We start from the raw sequence: 15691 nt of genomic DNA, 5'->3' as shown, positions 1-15691 counted from the left end.
CTAATTCACGGTTCCAGAATCACGCTCTACATTGTTGGGCTCGTCGCCCTCATTGCGCCCACCCTAGGCCTTCTGGTTGGCGGGTTGGCGGGCTACGCGGGCTCCTGGCCTGATGCGGTGCTGATGCGTGTTACCGATGTTTTCCTTGCGTTTCCCCGGCTGGTTCTTGCACTGGCGTTCGTCGCCGCGCTTGGCCCCGGCATCGAAAATGCGGTGCTTGCAATCGCTATAACCGCATGGCCGCCATATGCGCGAATTGCGCGCGCCGAAACCCTGACCGTTCGCAATTCGGACTTTATCTCCGCAATAAAACTGCAAGGCGCGTCGCACATTCGCATTCTGTACGGGCACATCATTCCGCTTTGTTTGCCCAGTGTTCTTATCCGGACCACTTTGGATATGGCCGGCATCATCATTACGGCGGCCGGATTGGGGTTCCTGGGCCTCGGCGCCCGACCGCCAATACCGGAATGGGGCGCAATGATATCCAGTGGCCGCGCCTTTATTTTCGACCATTGGTGGGTCGCGGGCATGCCGGGTCTCGCCATCTTACTTGTCAGCCTGGGGTTTAATCTCTTCGGAGATGGGCTGCGGGACGCACTTGATCCGAGGGCAGCAAAATGAACTCACCTTTAGTCAAAGTAGACGGGCTTACCGTAGGCTTCCCCAAAAAAGGGGGTGTTATCAATGTCGTCCGGAATATCAGCTTTTCCATCGGTCGCGAGAAAGTCGGCATTGTTGGCGAGTCCGGTTCGGGCAAAACCATGACTGGCCGTGCGTTGCTTGGGCTCATCCGGCCGCCAGGTGTGGTCACGGCACGCGAGCTTCGCTTTGGTGATATTGATTTGCAGAACGCAAGCGAGAAGGTCCGCCGATCGCTACGCGGGAACCGGATCGGCATGATCATGCAGGACCCCAAATTCTCGCTGAACCCAGTCATGCGTATCGGGCATCAACTCGCGGAAATCTATATCGTTCATCGTAACGCGAGCCGCGCCGCAGCACGGATAAAGGCGCTGGAAATGCTCGAGAAGGTCAAAATCCGCGATCCCGAGCGTGTCTTCGATGCCTATCCCCATCAGATTTCAGGGGGGATGGGGCAACGGGTCATGATCGCGATGATGCTCGCTCCGAAGCCGGATTTCCTGATTGCCGACGAACCTACCTCTGCGCTCGACATGACGGTGCAACTTGAGGTTCTGTCGTTGATTGATCAATTGGTGCAAGAGCGTCAGATGGGATTAATGTTTATTTCACATGACCTTAACCAAGTCGCTGCATTTTGCGACAGGGTCATCGTGATGTATGCGGGTCAGATCGTTGAGACCTGCAAGGCCACGGAACTGGGCAACGCAAAACACTCCTACACACAGGGGCTCCTTGCGGCCATGCCACGCCTCACCAAGCCCACGGATACCCTCCCGACATTTGAGCGTCAGGAATCTTGGAAAATGGAGCCGGGAAGATATGACTGCACAAACTGAAAACATTCTGGAAGTTGACAACCTGACGGTGTATTTCGGGGAATTCGCCGCTGTGAAAAATGCCAGCTTTAGTGTCCGCCGGGGTGAAACATTTGGAATTGTGGGCGAGTCCGGGTCTGGAAAGTCAACGATCCTCAAGGCGATTTCTGGCCTCGCAGATATCGCGGGTGGCCGTATTACGATGGGGGGCAAGGAGCTTAACGGCGCCCGGCCGAAAGCGTCGTATCAGGATGTGCAACTGGTGTTTCAAGACCCGTACAGCTCACTTCATCCGCGCCACACCATTGATCGCGCACTGAGCGAACCGGCAAAGATACATAGACTTTCCGACGTCGAAAGCCGGGTTTCAGGGCTGTTGAATGATGTCGGTTTGGGTTCCATGTTTCGATACCGGTATCCGAACCAGCTATCGGGCGGTCAGAGACAAAGAATTGCTATAGCCCGGTCGCTTGTGCTGGAACCATCGCTGATATTGCTTGACGAACCGACCTCCGCACTTGACGTATCGGTACAAGCCGAGATCCTCAACCTGCTGAAAAGACTAAAGAAAACACGTGGTTTGAGCTATATACTCGTAAGTCATGACATATCCGTCATTTCCCATATGTGCGACCGGATCGCAGTGATGAATAACGGTGAGATCGTCGATCAAGTGACTGTTGAACAGTTGAGAAATCTCGAGTTTTCCAGCGAATATTCCAGACAGTTGGTCAGGAGTTCTATTGAATACGAACAAGCGATAACCGGTTCTCGCGAAACCCTGGTGTCCAACGAGTATGGCTGAGCGCATCCACGTCACGCGTCCAATACCGGGGTCAGGCGCCATCGCCATCGGGCACGACGGAAGCGCGCTGAAGAACTTCACTGTTGCGCCATGACACATGCCCGCGGTGACGATGGGGTTCCCGTCGTCACCGCGGGCATGAAACCGAGATACGCTCTGCGCCGGTTTCACCACGACAACTGTGACAGTTCACATGTTTCGGCCTTATCCCGCCCGCCCAGAAAGATACCGCGCACGCGGTCTTATCATCTTCTGCTGGTCGTATTGCTCAATGCAATGAGCGATCAGCCCGATGAGACGGGAGGAGATGACCAAAGCGGTGGCAAAGCGCCAGTCCTTTCCCAGAGAAATGGCCAGCATCGCTATCGCACCTTCAAAATTCAGGGTTTTCCCCCCTATTGACTCTTTGATCACCAGAAAATCTTCATTTGCATCCAGCGTGGATGCCAGCTGAAGTATGATCTCTGCCCTCGGATCCCCGGTCGGGTAGATTGTATGCTCAAAGCCATAGATCTGATCCCCCCGGCGCTGCGCCTGCCGGATGGCCAGCTCGGGATTCGCCTCGTCCAGCAATTGTTTGAACTGCCGGTATGCCCTCTCGATCTCACCAAGATGGCGCGCGCCATTCAGGGCCGCCAGCCCGGCCGAAATGGCCTGATAGATCGGAGCGCCGGTGGATGCGATCACCCGTGCTGCAAATGTCGAAGCGGTCAACTCATGATCGGCCAAGACAACGAGACAGGTTCGAATGATCTCTGCATGATCCTGCAGGTCCGCAACCCGCGCGATGTCTTCGTGCAGCGCCCGGCCCGTCAGGGCAGATCCAAAGAAGAATGACGCCGCGCCGCGCCAAATCAGGGGGGCGACTTCAAGAATTCTTTCTCGGGAGTTGTCGAACGCACTTTGGTCAACTTCAATCCGTGAAATCAGCCAGCTCTGACAATCCACCAGTGCTCGATCAATCTCAATACTACCGGATTCCAGCTTGGGCAACTCGCCCGCTATCCATTCGAGCGAAGCCGAGCGGCCGTAGCCCGCCCACAGCAAATCAGCGATGTCTTCGGCCGTTGAAACCCGCGCCAGCGTACCGACTTCATGCCCTCTGAACATCAGCTGTCCATTCACGATTCCCGAGACCTGGGTTTCAAGAACCGGATGGCCATAGTGCATGATGGTTTCTGTTACCTGTTCGTTGTTTAGAATTTCTCCCCGGACCTTGAACTTCGCAATTTGATCCGCGTCGTACAGCCGGGATTTCCGCCCGGCCTGAGGATACGACGTCAACACCCCGCGGCTGACGTATGAGTAGAGCGTCGGCAATGTAATCCCCAGCTCTCGTGCTGCTTCTGCCGATGAAAGATAGCGCATGGATTTCCTCACATGGATTTCGACTATCAATATAGACGTCACGTTGATGCCGTGCAACTCCTAGGTCAAGGCGGTTCGCCTTTGCGCGCCGCAGTCATGAACCCGGCGCGCGCACGTAACAAAACAAATGGATCGAGGATGAACTGTAGTACAGGTTTCCTGGCGGTTTCACCGCTGCACCGCATTTTCTGGAGGGCCGTTGGCAATCCGGACGGCATACCCGTAGTTGTCATCCATGGTGGACCAGGCTCGTGTTTAAACGCGGTTGCCGAGCAACTGTTCGACCTGCGGATGTTCTACGTGGTCTCCTATGATCAACGCGGGTGCGGAAAATCCCGGCCGGCCGGCAGTTTGGACGATAACACCACACAGGGGCTCGTCGAGGACATCGAGCGCCTGAGAACGCTGTTGAACGTCGACAAGTGGCTCATTGTTGCCGGATCTTGGGGGACAACACTCGCGCTGTTGTATTCCAAACACCATCCAAGCCGCTGCCTGGGGCTTGTACTGCGCGGTGTCACGGAGTGGACCGAAGAGAAGTTTGATTGGGCTCTGTTCGACAGGCGCCAGATCGAACCTCTGGCCTATGCCGATTTCCCCCTCGTTAGCTCCGGATGCACAGCAGGAGACATCGTGAATGACTTTGCCCGGGCAGTGGAGTCTCCGAACGAGGAATTTCGAAGTTTCGCTGCGAGAACCTGGAAGCGCGCCGAACGATATTTCGAGATCCCGCAGGGAAGATCAGATATGCCGAGCGCGGTTCAAAACCCGGATATAGTGTCGTCGGCTCGTATTCAGCTACACTATTGGAAGAATTGCGCGTTCATAGATAATTCAGAGATCTTTGCGGATCGTGAAGACAAATTCCCTGTCACATTAGTGCACGGGCAGTTGGATTTTGTTTGCCCGCTTTCCTTTGCGCGTCGCGCTCATGCCAAATTGCCGGGTTCTACGCTGCGGGTCGTGCCGATGGCTGGCCACACATTCAGCGACATGGCCCTGTTCCAAGCATTGCGCCATGAAGTGAGGGTGATCGCGGAAAAACTGAAAGTCCAATAATGGGCTCATCTGGAGGTGAAAGTGAAAAACGACCTGATACTCGGAATAATCGGAAATACCGGACCTGAAGCAGACGAAACGCTTCAAACGTTGATTAGGCAAGAGTGCATAAAGCGTGGAGCGTCAAAAGATCAGGATTTTATGCCGATGGTAGTGGTGAAAAACCCCCGCATATCGGACAGAACCCTTGCCATCTTGAACGGAGAGACCAGTCCTGCGAAGGGCATTCTGGAATCTTGCTCCCTTCTGGCGCAATGCAATTGCAGTTTCGCCGCTCTTCCGTCGAACACATCGCACTATTTTTTTGAAGAGTATCAAAGTCAAACCGGTATTTATATTTTTGATATAATTGGGTTAACCATAAATCATGTGAAAAATATTGGTGTTGATGCTGTCGGCTTGCTTGCCACCACACCAACTGTGCAGACAAAGCTTTTTGAGAAGAGATTTGACGAGGAAGGCATCAGGGTCGTCATTCCGGATGCTGAAACTCAGGAGAAAAACGTCCAGGCAGCAATCTATGGCACATCGGTCCCGGGAGGGGACCATAAACAACGCTTGTCGGACGGATTGAAGGCGGGAAACAAGGCTCTTGGTCTGAAACGGGTTTCTGAAGCCGTCGAAAAGCTGAACAGCGAGCAAGGTGTAGAGGTGTTCATTTTGGGTTGTACCGAGATATCGATTATCTCCGGAGAACTGACTGAGCGGCACCCCGGAATCCAATTCGTAGACCCGATGAGGCTCCTCGCGGCTGAGTGCGTTCAGTTTTATGAGGATGTTAAAAGCCGTATCAATCACATGGGGACGAATGCTCTCGACCCAATGCCGGATCTTGTCCAAATCAAAAGAGAAGCCGCGGTAGAATACGTTGCACGCAAATATGTGGCGAGCAAGTCTTAGGGTCAGATGCCGTAATCGGGCCCGGCTCGAATCTTCGGCGTCGTGAGTTGTACAGCTGGGTTATGTGAGGTGCTGTTGCCCCTGGCATGCTGTACGGCGTGTCAACGGGGTCGTGCTGTGAGGCGCGGCCCCAGAAATCCTGGCAAAAGAAAGGGCAACGGCGTGAATGTGTATATCGGTTTGGATGTTGCTCTGGCAAGCACCGCGATCTGCGTGGTGCCGGCCCAAGGGAAGGTGATCACGGAAACAGCCGCCGTGCGCGAACCGGACTAACTGGTGGCGGTGTTGCGGGCAATTCCGAGGAGCTTGGTCGGGGCGGGTCTTGAAGCCGGGCCGCTGTCGCAATGGCTGTATCAGCATTTGACCGAGGCGGGATTTGCTGCCGTCCCAATGGAGACCCGGCAGGAGAAGGGCGCGCTGAAGGCGATGCCGATCACCACGGACCGGCGGGATGCCGAAGGTATCGCGCGGCTCTTGCAGATGGGGTGGTTCCGGCCAGTACGTTGCAAATCAATGCCGCCGCAGGAGATGCGCGCCCTGCTGTCCTCTCGCAAGGCGATCCAGCAAGCCGTTATGAATCTCGAGCTGTCGATCTATGGTGTGCTGCGCTATTTGGGGGCTACGGCGCTCGGGCCGGCTGCCCGCACGTCAGGCGGATCCCTTTTGATTGCCTGTGCAGGGTTCCGATTTCATGCCGGTTGACAGCAAATGTCGCGCATAATGGTGTAAATGTGTCGTCCGAATTGGTTCATGCGGCGATCATGGCATCTTTGGCCGCCAGCTACGCAGATGTCCGGCTTGCCTCGGAAATCTTTCCTGAAGTGTGAAGCTGACATTCATCGCATCGCGGCATCCGGCAAGAAGGGCGCGCAGTCAGCCTTCGCGGCGCGTTGCACGAACTCTGGCTGAGGAACGCGAAAGTAGGGGTGTCGACGAAACCGGCGGCCTGTTTGTCGCATCGGCCTTCATTCGATACAGCGCGCGCACGCGTCTCTTGTCCTTCAGCAGGCGGATTGTCTTGGCAGCAAGAGCTTCCCGAGGTTCTGGACGGCGGCTGCGAGGTGGAAATTGTCTCGTGCGCCGCCCGGACCACGTAATCGGAACCGGTTTAGGCCGAGAACCCGCAGATATGTGGATTTCACCCATTCGCGGTCATTTTCCGGTAGTCGTTCACCGAAACGTTTTCACCCCAGCGCGTATTCGCATCCGGCTGGATCGCAATATGCTGCATTGGGGTGTCCGGCCCCGCCCCATGCCAGTGGTCCACGCCTGCAGGGATCTCGACCACATCCCCCACACTGATCCGGCGGATCCACCCAGTTCTGGTGGCGACGAAGCCGTTGCCTGAGGTCACGTAGAGGATCTGGCCGGCTGGGTGGGTGTGCCAAGCCGTGCGGGCGCCCGCCGCAAATGTTACGCGATACGCGCTGGTCGCTATCTGGTCGTTGTGGGTCAAGCGTTCGAGCTGAACATCGCCGACAAATGTCTCTGCTGAGCCCACACGCGCAGCCACATCCGAAGACGGTTGGAAAGTCGGTTCTAACGGTTTGGTAAGCCGTGTCATTCAGCGTATCCTTTAATCTGTAGGCTACCCAGCTCTGCGGAAAGGCGGGGAACAGCAGCATCGCCGTGCCGCCTTAAAGAGGAGTGAAAGCGTGCGGCATCACTATTGCTCCAGCATCTGAGCATGCCCTGCACCGAACGACCAGTCTGGCAGATCATTTGTGCTGACAATGACCATGACGTCGTCTGCCCGAAAGCCACACAGGCTCTCCAGCCGGGAGGCAAGCAACGCGTAAAGGGCCTTTTTCTGTTCAACGGTCCGCTCCTTGCCGCCCGTGATCTGAAGAAGAATGAAGCCATCTGTCCTTTGCGGACCAAGGTAATCGGCATCGAATACCAGCTCCCCCGGATCATGCTGATGTATGGCATGGAACTTATCCTTCTCCGGTATGGCGAAGGCTTCGACGAGACACAGATGAACCGTGTCGGAAATCGATCGAAGATCCTCAATTTCACGTCCGCGGTTCAGGGATATGCGAACAAAAGGCATGGCAAGGCTCCGAAGTGGAATGTTTCTGCTCTTGCCCAAACATAAAGTGTTTTCATGATTCTGAATATCAGTATGATTGGCATGATTCATGCGGAATATCCGAACGGTTCGCTGATTTAAGTTTCTGAATGTCAACGCGAAGCCGAACGAAGTGACCGGAGGCATATTGGCAGTCACCCTTGATCTTACGGCATTGCGTGTTTTCCTGCTCGGTCTCGAGTTGGGAAGTTTTTCTCTCGCCGCATCAGCTCTCGGCCGCTCACCCTCAGCTGTAAGCGCGCAGATGCGCAAGCTTGAGCAGGCCGTAGGCGCACCGCTTCTCTATCCAGTTGGTCGAGGTCTGCGCCCGACAAGGCGCGGAGTTATCCTCAAAGCCTACGCACAGCGGCTGCTGGATTTACAGGACGAAGCCGTGGCATCCCTGCACAGCGAGCCGGAGGCCAGCTTGGTTCGTCTCGGATTGCAGGAAGACTTTGCTGAACATGATCTGGAAATTGTTCTTCGTGCTTTTCGTTTGCAGCATCCCGATACCCCGTTGGAGATCACGATCGCGCGCAATCGCCCATTGCTGGAAGGCATAGCGAACGACACGCTGGATATTGCGTTCGTATGGAACCGCGAGGGCGATAGCAGCGGCGAGCATGTTGCGACGCGGCCTATGCACTGGATCGGCAGCAGGGAAAGCGCAGAGCGTCCAGCAGCTGGCGAGAATGCGAATGCCGTGCCGCTCGTCACTTTCGCGCCACCGTGCATATTTCGAGACGCGGCTGTCGAGGCGCTGCACCGGGCGAAGCTATCATGGCGGGTGGGGGCGTCCAGTCCCAGTCTCTCCGGCTTGGAAGCCGCCGTGAAAGCCGGGCTTGGCTTGATGGTTCGGCCAGGCACCCGCGATGTGGCACTGGAAGTGCTAGACTATTCGGATTGTGACCTGCCGGAACTGCCAAGCGCAACGATCTCCATGCGCCGCAACCTGTCTTCGGGACCGGCCGCTTTGACGCTTGCAGACATGTTCGCCGCACACCTGAGAAACAACTAGTAGTTTCCGAACACCGCAGCGCCGACAGAGAAAGTCCAGCTACAGTCAGTGAGTTTCTGTTCGGGCATGGTGATCAGGATTGCAGCCGGTCCACAGCACCTCGGCGTCCGGATCGGAGTCACATTTGTGCTCCATACTTGGGGATCAGTGATGAAGCGCCGCCCGAATGCCCGCAGATCGTGCCAGGCGGCGGCCTGTCTGCCGCTGGCACCGGTTGGATCGCCTGCCGCAGGAATTTCTTCCTCTCCGTCCGCGTTCCGTCCTGCTTGTACCACCGCCTCATTCTGGAAGGGCTGACCGGGCTGCACAACGGCGGGAAGCTGCAATTCTTCGGCGGCTATGCTGAGCTTGTTGATCGTGCGGCCTGCGACGCTTTCCAGCAACGGCTGCGCAAGATCGACTGGGCCGTGGATGCCAGGGAGCCCTTTGCCGGACCCAACGCCGTGCTGGTAGACGTGTTCCTAAGGGCTGCTGATGGCACATCGCGTTTGCAGAGGTCACACTAAACACCGGTTAGCCGTTTCAGCACAACCTGACTTAGCGAACTTGCGATCAGCGGCGATGCCGCCACCGTGTCGTTCAGCGCCGCAAGTTCGGACACACTGGGCAGCGCGACGGTGACCAAGGCGTCGGTTTCGCCGGACAGCGAGGCGACGGCAGCGACCCCATCCAGCGAGGCGAGCCAGCGCAGTGCCCGATCACAGGGGCGCTCGGCGATGCGGACGAACAGAACCGCATGTGTGAGGCCAGCACGTTCGTCCGTTTCGGCATGATACCCCTTGATCACGCCTTGCTGCTCCATGGCCGCAATCCGGTCTTGCACCGCGGGCCGGGACAGCCCGATCTCCCGGCCAACGGCCGCCGCACTCAGGCGTGCGTTTTGCTCTAGCAGCGCTAGAATGCGTTTGTTGGTTCTGTCGATTATCATTGTCGATCCAGCGATTGGCAGCCGTCTTCCGGCGCAATGCAAGATGCGCTCCCTCGCTTCCGGCGGCAAGATGCCATTAGTCACAAAGGAGATGGTGATGCGAAAGATCGCACCAGAAGATTTTACCGGAACACGGGCCTGGGACGCCCTGGATATCGAGCGCTTCACGGGGGCAACTACCGTGCGGCTCCACTGGACCGACAAGCCCTACAAGTGGCACGTCAACGACGGCCCCGAAGTTTTCGTGGTTCTGGAAGGCGGGGTGGAGATGCACTGCCGTTCGGAAGCAGGAACTTCAATGTTCAAGCTGGCTTCAGGGGATATTTTCCACGCGGAAGCGGGTGACGAGCATGTCGCGCACCCGGTTGGCTGCGCCCGCGTGCTGGTGATCGAGCAGGAAGGCAGCGTGTGAACTGAGCTAATGGGATGAACTGCTTTCCCACCAACCCGCTGCTACCGTGGCGGGCATAGGTGGAGAGAGGAGCATCTGATGGACACCAAGGTTCTGGACATTGCCTATGCTCATACGTGGGTCTCCTCAAAATTAAGCTACCACGTCAGGGCCAAAATTCAGGGTAGTCCCATGTCGTCTTTACGCGGTCAGCCGCATTAACTCTACGGCTCCAAGCCACCGTAAGGTGTCTTTATGCCCCCAGTCGGAACGGACCCCAATCAGTTTGGCAATGCCGCCGGGAATTGTAGAGATCATTCAGCCGAGTGGCGTCGCCTGAACAGACCTTTGAGCACTGAAATGGCCACAGCCCAAAAACTTACGCCCTTACTCTCACGTACTTCGCCTCCTGCAAGCACCGCATTGCAGTTGGCGACGAATTCGCCAAGGATGTAGTCCACCAGACCATTGACCAACTCGGGGCGGTTAAACTGACCCAACACCCCCTCGATGCGGAACCGAAATGCCACATCAACATTCGAGCTTGCTTTGGTTTCTCCAGAATGGACCTTGAAGCTTAACTCGCCTTCGACATTGGATTGGCCACCGCGGTCCTTGCCCCGGCCACTGACCTTGCCCTCGCGATTGGCGTCCTCGGTGGCAAAACTGCCTTCCCCCTCGAACCGAGCCGAAATCGGGCCGAACCGCACCCCAACATGACCGAAAAAGCGCTCTCCTTCGATGTCCGACAGCTCGGCGCCTGGCAGACAGCGCGCGACGGCGGGCAGGTCGCGGAAATGCGCCCAGACGGCATCGGCGGGATGGTCTAGAGTGACCTTGCGGCGCACAACGGTCCAGCCGTTTTCGACCCGGCTATCACCAGCAACAGAGGGCTTGATTTCAGCCGTTGTATCGGGCCGTGCTGCGAAGGGGGCAAAGGCCTGCTTGTGCCGGGCTTCCATCGGGGTGACAGGGCGCGCGGGGATCCCGGCCGCGTCGCGTTCGCTGATGACTTCGCTAATTGCCTTGACGATGCCCACATAGCCGGTACAGCGACACAGGTTTCCTGAAAGCTCATTGCGAATGCGGGCTTCATCCGCGGTTTCCAACCGTTCGACCAGGTCGCGCGCGGTGGTGATCATCCCCGGGGTGCAAAAGCCGCATTGCAGGGCGTGATTGCGGTGGAACGCTGCGCGCAGCCGGTCCATCAGAGCATCACCGTCCCAGCCTTCCAAGGTCTCGACGCGGCTGCCGTCGCAGTCGTGGGCGAAGGTGAGGCAGGACCGTACCGGGCGTCCATCGACCGTCACCGTGCAGGCGCCACAAACACCCTGTTCACAGGCTAGATGGGTCGCAGTCAAGTTTAGGTGGTCGCGCAGGATCTCGGCGAGTTGGGCCCGCGGCGCAACTCGCACGGCGTGTTCTGCGCCGTTGACGGTCAGGCGGATTTCGAGCGGGGTTATTTCGGTGGAGCCTTTGAGGTCCGTATCGGGCATGTTCATTCGGGCAATACCTTCTCGATAGCGCGGCAAAGTGCCGTTGTCATCAGATGAAGCTTCACGTCATCGACATCGGTTAGTCGCGCAGCAAGCGCCGCGCGAACCTCGTCGCGGGCGGGACGCGTCGCTTTGGCGGCGATGCTGGCACCCAGGTCTGTCAAGATCAGGGGTGGACCGCCGGTCGCTCCGGCGACTAGCCGGATGAAACCGCTGTCAGGATGCACAACCAGAGCGCCGATGGCCTCGGCGAACTCGCCCACCTTGCGGCAGACCTTGTCATATCCCCAAAAGGCATCACGCAACTGTTTGCGGATTTCGACCCGTATCAGCAGTTCCGAAGAATCGAGCACAGTCCGATAGGCTCCAAGCATGAAAGCAGAAATCGGCACGGATCGTTCCTTGCCGCCCGCCTCCCGGATGATCACTGCGGCATCCAGCGCGGTCATCGCCGTGAGCCAGTCTGCTGCCGGGTCGGCATGTGCCAGCGAGCCGCCGATCGTTCCCTTGTTGCGAACAGCGCGATAGGCGATGCCGCGGGCCACGTGGCGCATCATCGGGGGTAGGGAGACATCATCCTTGCCATCCTCAATGCGAGCGTGGGTCACACCTGCGCCGATACAGAGTTTGTCCGATTTTTCGCATATATCGATCATGCCGGGCAGGGCCGACACATTCACCAGCGCCTCCGGGCGGGCCAGCCTGAGATTGAGCATTGGACCCAGCGACTGACCACCGGCCAGAACCTTGGCACCCGTCTTTAGTGCTTGAACCGCCGCCGATGCCGAGTCGGCGCGAAGGTGTGAAAATGCGGAAGGTTTCATCGCGCGGCTTCCTTCTTGGCTTGCGCTGCAAATATCGCGGAGAGAACCCGATGCGGTGTGGCAGGCACTTGGGTCAGTTCGACCCCGATCGGCGCCAGGGCGTTGTTGATGGCATTCACGATGGCCCCGGCTGGAGCAATCGCGGCGCCTTCGCCCACCCCCTTTATTCCGTGCCGCGAATAGGGTGAGAGCGTTTCGCTATGACCCAGTCGGAAATTCGGCAACTCGGCGGGCCCTGGCATGATGTAGTCGGCCAGGGTCGAGGTCACCGGTTGGCCGGAACCGTCGTAAAGCGTTTCTTCGAACAAAGCAGTGCCGATCCCTTGTGCCGCACCACCGTAAGATTGCCCGTCAAGGATAAGCGGGTTCACCCGGCGACCGCAATCTTCGAAGATAACGTAATCGAGGATCTCGGTCAGGCCGGTGTCGGGGTCGACCTCGACGATAGCGGCATGGGTGGCATAGGTGAACAGGCCGGTGTCGATGTCGGGCTTGTAGCCTTCGGTGACCTCTAGCCCCGTGGTTTCGACGTCGTCGGCCAGGAGATCGGGGCGCAAATACCATGTGTTTGCGATCTCGGAAAACTTGACCAATGCCTGGTCGTGCCAGGCCGCGCCATCATGCAGCGTGACTTTCTCAGGGGGGCATTGCAGCAGGTGCGCGGCATGAACCCGGATGCGCCGGGCAAGTTCTTCGGCGGCTTTGGAGACCGCACCTCCGGCCATCACCATCCCGCGCGAGGCGAATGCACCGAAGGAGTTCGGTGTTCGACCAGTGTCGCCCATCACCACGCGCACCCGCGAAATGTCGACGCCGAGCCATTCGCAGGCAACCTGTGCGATGGTTGTCTCCAGGCCTTGTCCGAAAGAATGGTTGCCCGACAGAACTTCGACCGCACCCGAGGGGTTCAGCTTGACGGTGGCCTGCTCATAGCCCGGCACGACCGACAGGCCCCAGGAACCAAAGACCTTGGAACCGTGGGCGGATTGTTCGGTGAAACTGGCAAAGCCCAAACCGATATGGCGGCCTTCAGCAGCGGCGGCGCGCTGGCGTTCACGGAAATGCGTCGCGTCGATCATCCTCGCGGCTTCCCGTGCAGCCATAGGGTAATCGCCGGAATCGTAGTACTTGCCAGTTACGTTAGTATAGGGCATCGCGCTTCCCGGAACGAGATTGAGACAGCGTACCTCAAGCGGATCCTTGTCCACCGCACGGGCGATCGCGTCCATGATCAACTCGAGCACGAAGCAGACGCCCGGGCGCGCCACACCGCGATAGGGGGTGAAGGCGGGTTTGTTAGTGGCCACCGAATAGGTTCGGCATGCATAGGCTTGCAGGTCATAGGGACCGGGCAGGTTACCGCCGGCCTGGGCGGCCTCAAGGCAGGCGGTGAAGGGCCAGACTGAATAGGCGCCGACGTCCACCCAGATATCGGCGTCGAGCCCAAGCAGCCGACCGTCATCATCGGCGTAGGCGGTGACCTTATAATTGTGTTCGCGGGTATTGGCCCCGGCGGTCAGATGTTCGCGTCGGTCTTCGGTCCAGCGTATCGGACGGTCGGTCTTGAGTGAGACCCAGGACACCGAGAGTTCTTCGGGCTGCAACACGCATTTATAGCCGAACCCGCCACCTACGTCGGGGGCAATTACGCGCACGCTGGCCTGATCGAACCCGAGACATTCCGCAATCCCGGTGCGAATCACATGTGGTACCTGGGTCGAGGTGTAGACCTGAAGCTGGTCAGCTTTGTGATCCCAGTGGGCCAGAACGCCCTTGCCTTCCATCGGGTTCATCGCTTGGCGGGCGGTTTTGAATTCGCGTTCCACCACGACGGTCGCCGCGGCCTTTGCGGTGCTCAGGTCACTGTCGTAATCGGTGGTCAGGAACAGGTTGTCGCCCCATTCCTCGTGCAGCAGCGGCGCGCCTTCGTCCAAGGCTGCGAAAACATCGGTGACCGGTGGCAGCGGGGTCAGGTCCACCTCCACTGCCTCGGCAAGGTCCTCGGCCTCGGCGCGTGTGGGGGCTATGCAGACGGCGATGCACTCACCGACATAGCGCACCTTGTCACGGGCCAGGGCTGGATAATCCGACATCTTGTAACCGGGCAGGGTAGAGACCGTGCGAATCGGCTTCAGATCGGCCATGTCCTCGGCGGTAAACACCCTATCCTCGGCCCCGGCGGGTTTGGTGATCCGGCCCAGCGTCGCATGTGCCAATGGGCTGCGCACAAAAGCGGCCTCCCACAATCCCGGCAACTTGATGTCGCCGACGAACTGCGCCTTGCCCTTCAGATGTCGGCTGTCCTCCTTGCGAGCTACGCGCGCTCCAATCCCTGACGCCAATTTCCCCTCCCTTATCCGCTGCACTTGACCGACGGTTGACGGTCATGAAAAATGCAGTGCATATGTGTTCTACATTAATCTACAGTATACTCCTTAATTTGGGGCGGGCAATATCTTTTTGGTTCGTTCCTTCTTGGCGGGCGCGATCAGATGCCCGATCCAAATGAAAGAGGGCTAGGAAAAAATGGAGAACAGTATATTGCACTTGGCAACCACAGGCGAGCAGATGAACCAAGAAAAATACGAAGATCTCTGGGACAGGCCCGGATATCTGGTGCGCCGCTTGCATCAGGTTCACATCGGTCTTTTCACTCAGGCATGTGGGGAGCTGGACCTTACGGCGGTGCAGTTTGCCATTCTTTCGGTCCTCTGCACAGATGCCGAACTTGATCAATTATCGATCTCGAAGTTGGTGGGAATCGACCGGACAAGCGGGGCGGATGTCATCAAGCGATTGGTAAATCGCGGTCTCGCCACGCGGGAGCGATCGAAGCAAGATCGCCGAGCACTGATTGTCCGCATTACGGATGCAGGTCGCCGGACAGTGCGCGATGTGCGTCCGCTGATGGAAGATGTCCAGGACAAAATGGTGTCGCCATTGACGGACGAGGAATACGAGGTCTTCATGCGGGCGTTGCGAAAAATGGTCGAGGCAAATAACGAAGCCTCTCGTGCTCCGATGAGGAAGCGCGTCTGAATTAACACGTCGCCTTGCGTCGCAATTTCACCGCTTTGCAATACCCGTCGCGAACGGCTGGTTTTCTTTCGAAATTCTCTAGACCGGATGATCGGGGTCACCAGTTGACTGGGCCGGTGGCCTCTCCCGCGGCATTCTCCGTTCGAGGGTTGCGCCAGATTGGCTGGCGTAGTGCCTCAAGAATGGGGGAGAGACCAAATGAAGGATATCATATTCATAGGCCTGGACGTCCACAAAGCCATGGTTTCGGTTGCGGTTGCGAGCGAAGAACGCGGCGGCGAAGTCCGCGCCTGGGGCAACATTCCCAACCGGCCCGATCATATCGGCAA

General features: G+C 57.8%; 17 protein-coding genes. 10 read left to right on the top strand and 7 right to left on the bottom strand.

The annotated features are described in order from the left end of the window. From VOI29_RS13865 to VOI29_RS13855, 3 genes are all read left to right on the top strand, one after another. Positions 1 to 624 (top strand): ABC transporter permease (locus tag VOI29_RS13865; RefSeq protein ID WP_323779657.1); only part of this gene is annotated, 624 nt, incomplete at its 5' end. Further along, positions 621 to 1484 carry an ABC transporter ATP-binding protein gene (locus tag VOI29_RS13860; protein WP_323779654.1) on the top strand — a complete coding sequence of 288 codons (864 nt, stop codon included), beginning with the start codon at positions 621 to 623 and terminating at the stop codon, positions 1482 to 1484. The genes VOI29_RS13865 and VOI29_RS13860, both read left to right, overlap by 4 nt. Then, positions 1468 to 2268, top strand: coding sequence for an ABC transporter ATP-binding protein (locus VOI29_RS13855; RefSeq protein WP_323779651.1), 801 nt, complete (start codon positions 1468 to 1470; stop codon positions 2266 to 2268). Before VOI29_RS13860 ends, VOI29_RS13855 begins: the two co-directional genes overlap by 17 nt. Positions 2269 to 2472: 204 nt before the next feature. On the opposite strand, the gene VOI29_RS13850 is transcribed toward VOI29_RS13855, so the two are convergent. Further along, positions 2473 to 3636 carry a citrate synthase gene (locus VOI29_RS13850; protein ID WP_323779650.1) on the bottom strand — a complete coding sequence of 388 codons (1164 nt, stop codon included), beginning with the start codon at positions 3634 to 3636 and terminating at the stop codon, positions 2473 to 2475. 12 nt (positions 3637 to 3648) lie between these two features. Between VOI29_RS13850 and VOI29_RS13845 the strand changes: the two genes are divergently transcribed. The 3 genes from VOI29_RS13845 (at position 3649) to VOI29_RS13835 (ending at position 6297) form a co-directional block, all read left to right on the top strand. Beyond that, positions 3649 to 4695 (top strand): alpha/beta fold hydrolase, encoded by a 1047-nt coding sequence (locus tag VOI29_RS13845; protein ID WP_323779648.1) that lies wholly within the window; start codon positions 3649 to 3651, stop codon positions 4693 to 4695. A 21-nt stretch (positions 4696 to 4716) separates the two neighbouring features. Continuing rightward, positions 4717 to 5595 (top strand): aspartate/glutamate racemase family protein, encoded by an 879-nt coding sequence (locus VOI29_RS13840; protein ID WP_323779646.1) that lies wholly within the window; start codon positions 4717 to 4719, stop codon positions 5593 to 5595. Between the two features lie 276 nt (positions 5596 to 5871). Beyond that, positions 5872 to 6297 (top strand): hypothetical protein, encoded by a 426-nt coding sequence (locus VOI29_RS13835; protein ID WP_323779644.1) that lies wholly within the window; start codon positions 5872 to 5874, stop codon positions 6295 to 6297. A gap of 436 nt (positions 6298 to 6733) precedes the next feature. On the opposite strand, the gene VOI29_RS13830 is transcribed toward VOI29_RS13835, so the two are convergent. Together VOI29_RS13830 and VOI29_RS13825 are read right to left on the bottom strand one after the other, a co-directional pair. Further along, positions 6734 to 7159 (bottom strand): cupin domain-containing protein, encoded by a 426-nt coding sequence (locus VOI29_RS13830; RefSeq protein ID WP_323779642.1) that lies wholly within the window; start codon positions 7157 to 7159, stop codon positions 6734 to 6736. A 102-nt stretch (positions 7160 to 7261) separates the two neighbouring features. Beyond that, positions 7262 to 7738, bottom strand: a complete 477-nt coding sequence (locus tag VOI29_RS13825) for a tautomerase family protein (protein WP_323779640.1) — start codon at positions 7736 to 7738, stop codon at positions 7262 to 7264. Between the two features lie 76 nt (positions 7739 to 7814). Here VOI29_RS13825 and VOI29_RS13820 point away from each other — a divergent pair, with 76 nt between their 5' ends. Both VOI29_RS13820 and VOI29_RS13815 read left to right on the top strand, forming a co-directional pair. Beyond that, a complete protein-coding gene (locus VOI29_RS13820) occupies positions 7815 to 8684 on the top strand; it encodes a LysR substrate-binding domain-containing protein (protein ID WP_323779638.1) in 870 nt (289 codons plus the stop codon). 137 nt (positions 8685 to 8821) lie between these two features. Further along, positions 8822 to 9190: a transposase gene (locus tag VOI29_RS13815; protein WP_323779636.1), complete on the top strand. Its 369-nt coding sequence runs from the start codon at positions 8822 to 8824 to the stop codon at positions 9188 to 9190. Here the strand turns inward: VOI29_RS13815 and VOI29_RS13810 are convergent. After that, positions 9187 to 9612 carry an Lrp/AsnC family transcriptional regulator gene (locus tag VOI29_RS13810; RefSeq protein WP_323779634.1) on the bottom strand — a complete coding sequence of 142 codons (426 nt, stop codon included), beginning with the start codon at positions 9610 to 9612 and terminating at the stop codon, positions 9187 to 9189. The genes VOI29_RS13815 and VOI29_RS13810 overlap by 4 nt on opposite strands. Between VOI29_RS13810 and VOI29_RS13805 the strand changes: the two genes are divergently transcribed. Then, positions 9584 to 10024, top strand: a complete 441-nt coding sequence (locus VOI29_RS13805; RefSeq protein ID WP_323779632.1) for a cupin — start codon at positions 9584 to 9586, stop codon at positions 10022 to 10024. The genes VOI29_RS13810 and VOI29_RS13805 overlap by 29 nt on opposite strands. Positions 10025 to 10317: 293 nt before the next feature. Here VOI29_RS13805 and VOI29_RS13800 read toward each other — a convergent pair whose 3' ends face one another. The 3 genes from VOI29_RS13800 to VOI29_RS13790 are packed head-to-tail and all read right to left on the bottom strand — an operon-like array spanning position 10318 to position 14665. Continuing rightward, positions 10318 to 11505, bottom strand: coding sequence for a 2Fe-2S iron-sulfur cluster-binding protein (locus VOI29_RS13800; RefSeq protein WP_323779630.1), 1188 nt, complete (start codon positions 11503 to 11505; stop codon positions 10318 to 10320). Further along, positions 11502 to 12323 (bottom strand): FAD binding domain-containing protein, encoded by an 822-nt coding sequence (locus VOI29_RS13795; RefSeq protein ID WP_323779628.1) that lies wholly within the window; start codon positions 12321 to 12323, stop codon positions 11502 to 11504. The genes VOI29_RS13800 and VOI29_RS13795 overlap by 4 nt, the downstream gene beginning before the upstream one ends. Then, entirely contained in the window at positions 12320 to 14665 is a 2346-nt protein-coding gene (locus VOI29_RS13790; RefSeq protein WP_323779627.1) for a xanthine dehydrogenase family protein molybdopterin-binding subunit, read from the bottom strand. The genes VOI29_RS13795 and VOI29_RS13790 overlap by 4 nt, the downstream gene beginning before the upstream one ends. A 226-nt stretch (positions 14666 to 14891) precedes the next feature. Between VOI29_RS13790 and VOI29_RS13785 the strand changes: the two genes are divergently transcribed. Next, positions 14892 to 15362 (top strand): MarR family winged helix-turn-helix transcriptional regulator, encoded by a 471-nt coding sequence (locus VOI29_RS13785; RefSeq protein WP_323779625.1) that lies wholly within the window; start codon positions 14892 to 14894, stop codon positions 15360 to 15362. The last annotated feature ends 329 nt before the right edge of the window (positions 15363 to 15691 follow it).

This window comes from Leisingera sp., from assembly GCF_034669605.1.
Classification (GTDB): Bacteria; Pseudomonadota; Alphaproteobacteria; order Rhodobacterales; family Rhodobacteraceae; genus Leisingera.
The sequence above is the reverse complement of the archived record's forward strand: the minus strand, read 5'-3'. Positions and strand labels throughout refer to the sequence as shown.

What these genes read in the sequence shown, in the direction of transcription:
- VOI29_RS13860 (WP_323779654.1), top strand. Translation starts at nt 621, where the DNA reads ATGAACTCACCTTTAGTCAAAGTAGACGGGCTTACCGTAGGCTTCCCC.
- VOI29_RS13855 (WP_323779651.1), top strand. Translation starts at nt 1,468, where the DNA reads ATGACTGCACAAACTGAAAACATTCTGGAAGTTGACAACCTGACGGTG.
- VOI29_RS13850 (WP_323779650.1), bottom strand. Translation starts at nt 3,636, where the DNA reads ATGCGCTATCTTTCATCGGCAGAAGCAGCACGAGAGCTGGGGATTACA.
- VOI29_RS13845 (WP_323779648.1), top strand. Translation starts at nt 3,649, where the DNA reads ATGGATTTCGACTATCAATATAGACGTCACGTTGATGCCGTGCAACTC.
- VOI29_RS13830 (WP_323779642.1), bottom strand. Translation starts at nt 7,159, where the DNA reads ATGACACGGCTTACCAAACCGTTAGAACCGACTTTCCAACCGTCTTCG.
- VOI29_RS13825 (WP_323779640.1), bottom strand. Translation starts at nt 7,738, where the DNA reads ATGAATCATGCCAATCATACTGATATTCAGAATCATGAAAACACTTTA.
- VOI29_RS13805 (WP_323779632.1), top strand. Translation starts at nt 9,584, where the DNA reads ATGCGTTTGTTGGTTCTGTCGATTATCATTGTCGATCCAGCGATTGGC.
- VOI29_RS13810 (WP_323779634.1), bottom strand. Translation starts at nt 9,612, where the DNA reads ATGATAATCGACAGAACCAACAAACGCATTCTAGCGCTGCTAGAGCAA.
- VOI29_RS13800 (WP_323779630.1), bottom strand. Translation starts at nt 11,505, where the DNA reads ATGAACATGCCCGATACGGACCTCAAAGGCTCCACCGAAATAACCCCG.
- VOI29_RS13795 (WP_323779628.1), bottom strand. Translation starts at nt 12,323, where the DNA reads ATGAAACCTTCCGCATTTTCACACCTTCGCGCCGACTCGGCATCGGCG.
- VOI29_RS13785 (WP_323779625.1), top strand. Translation starts at nt 14,892, where the DNA reads ATGAACCAAGAAAAATACGAAGATCTCTGGGACAGGCCCGGATATCTG.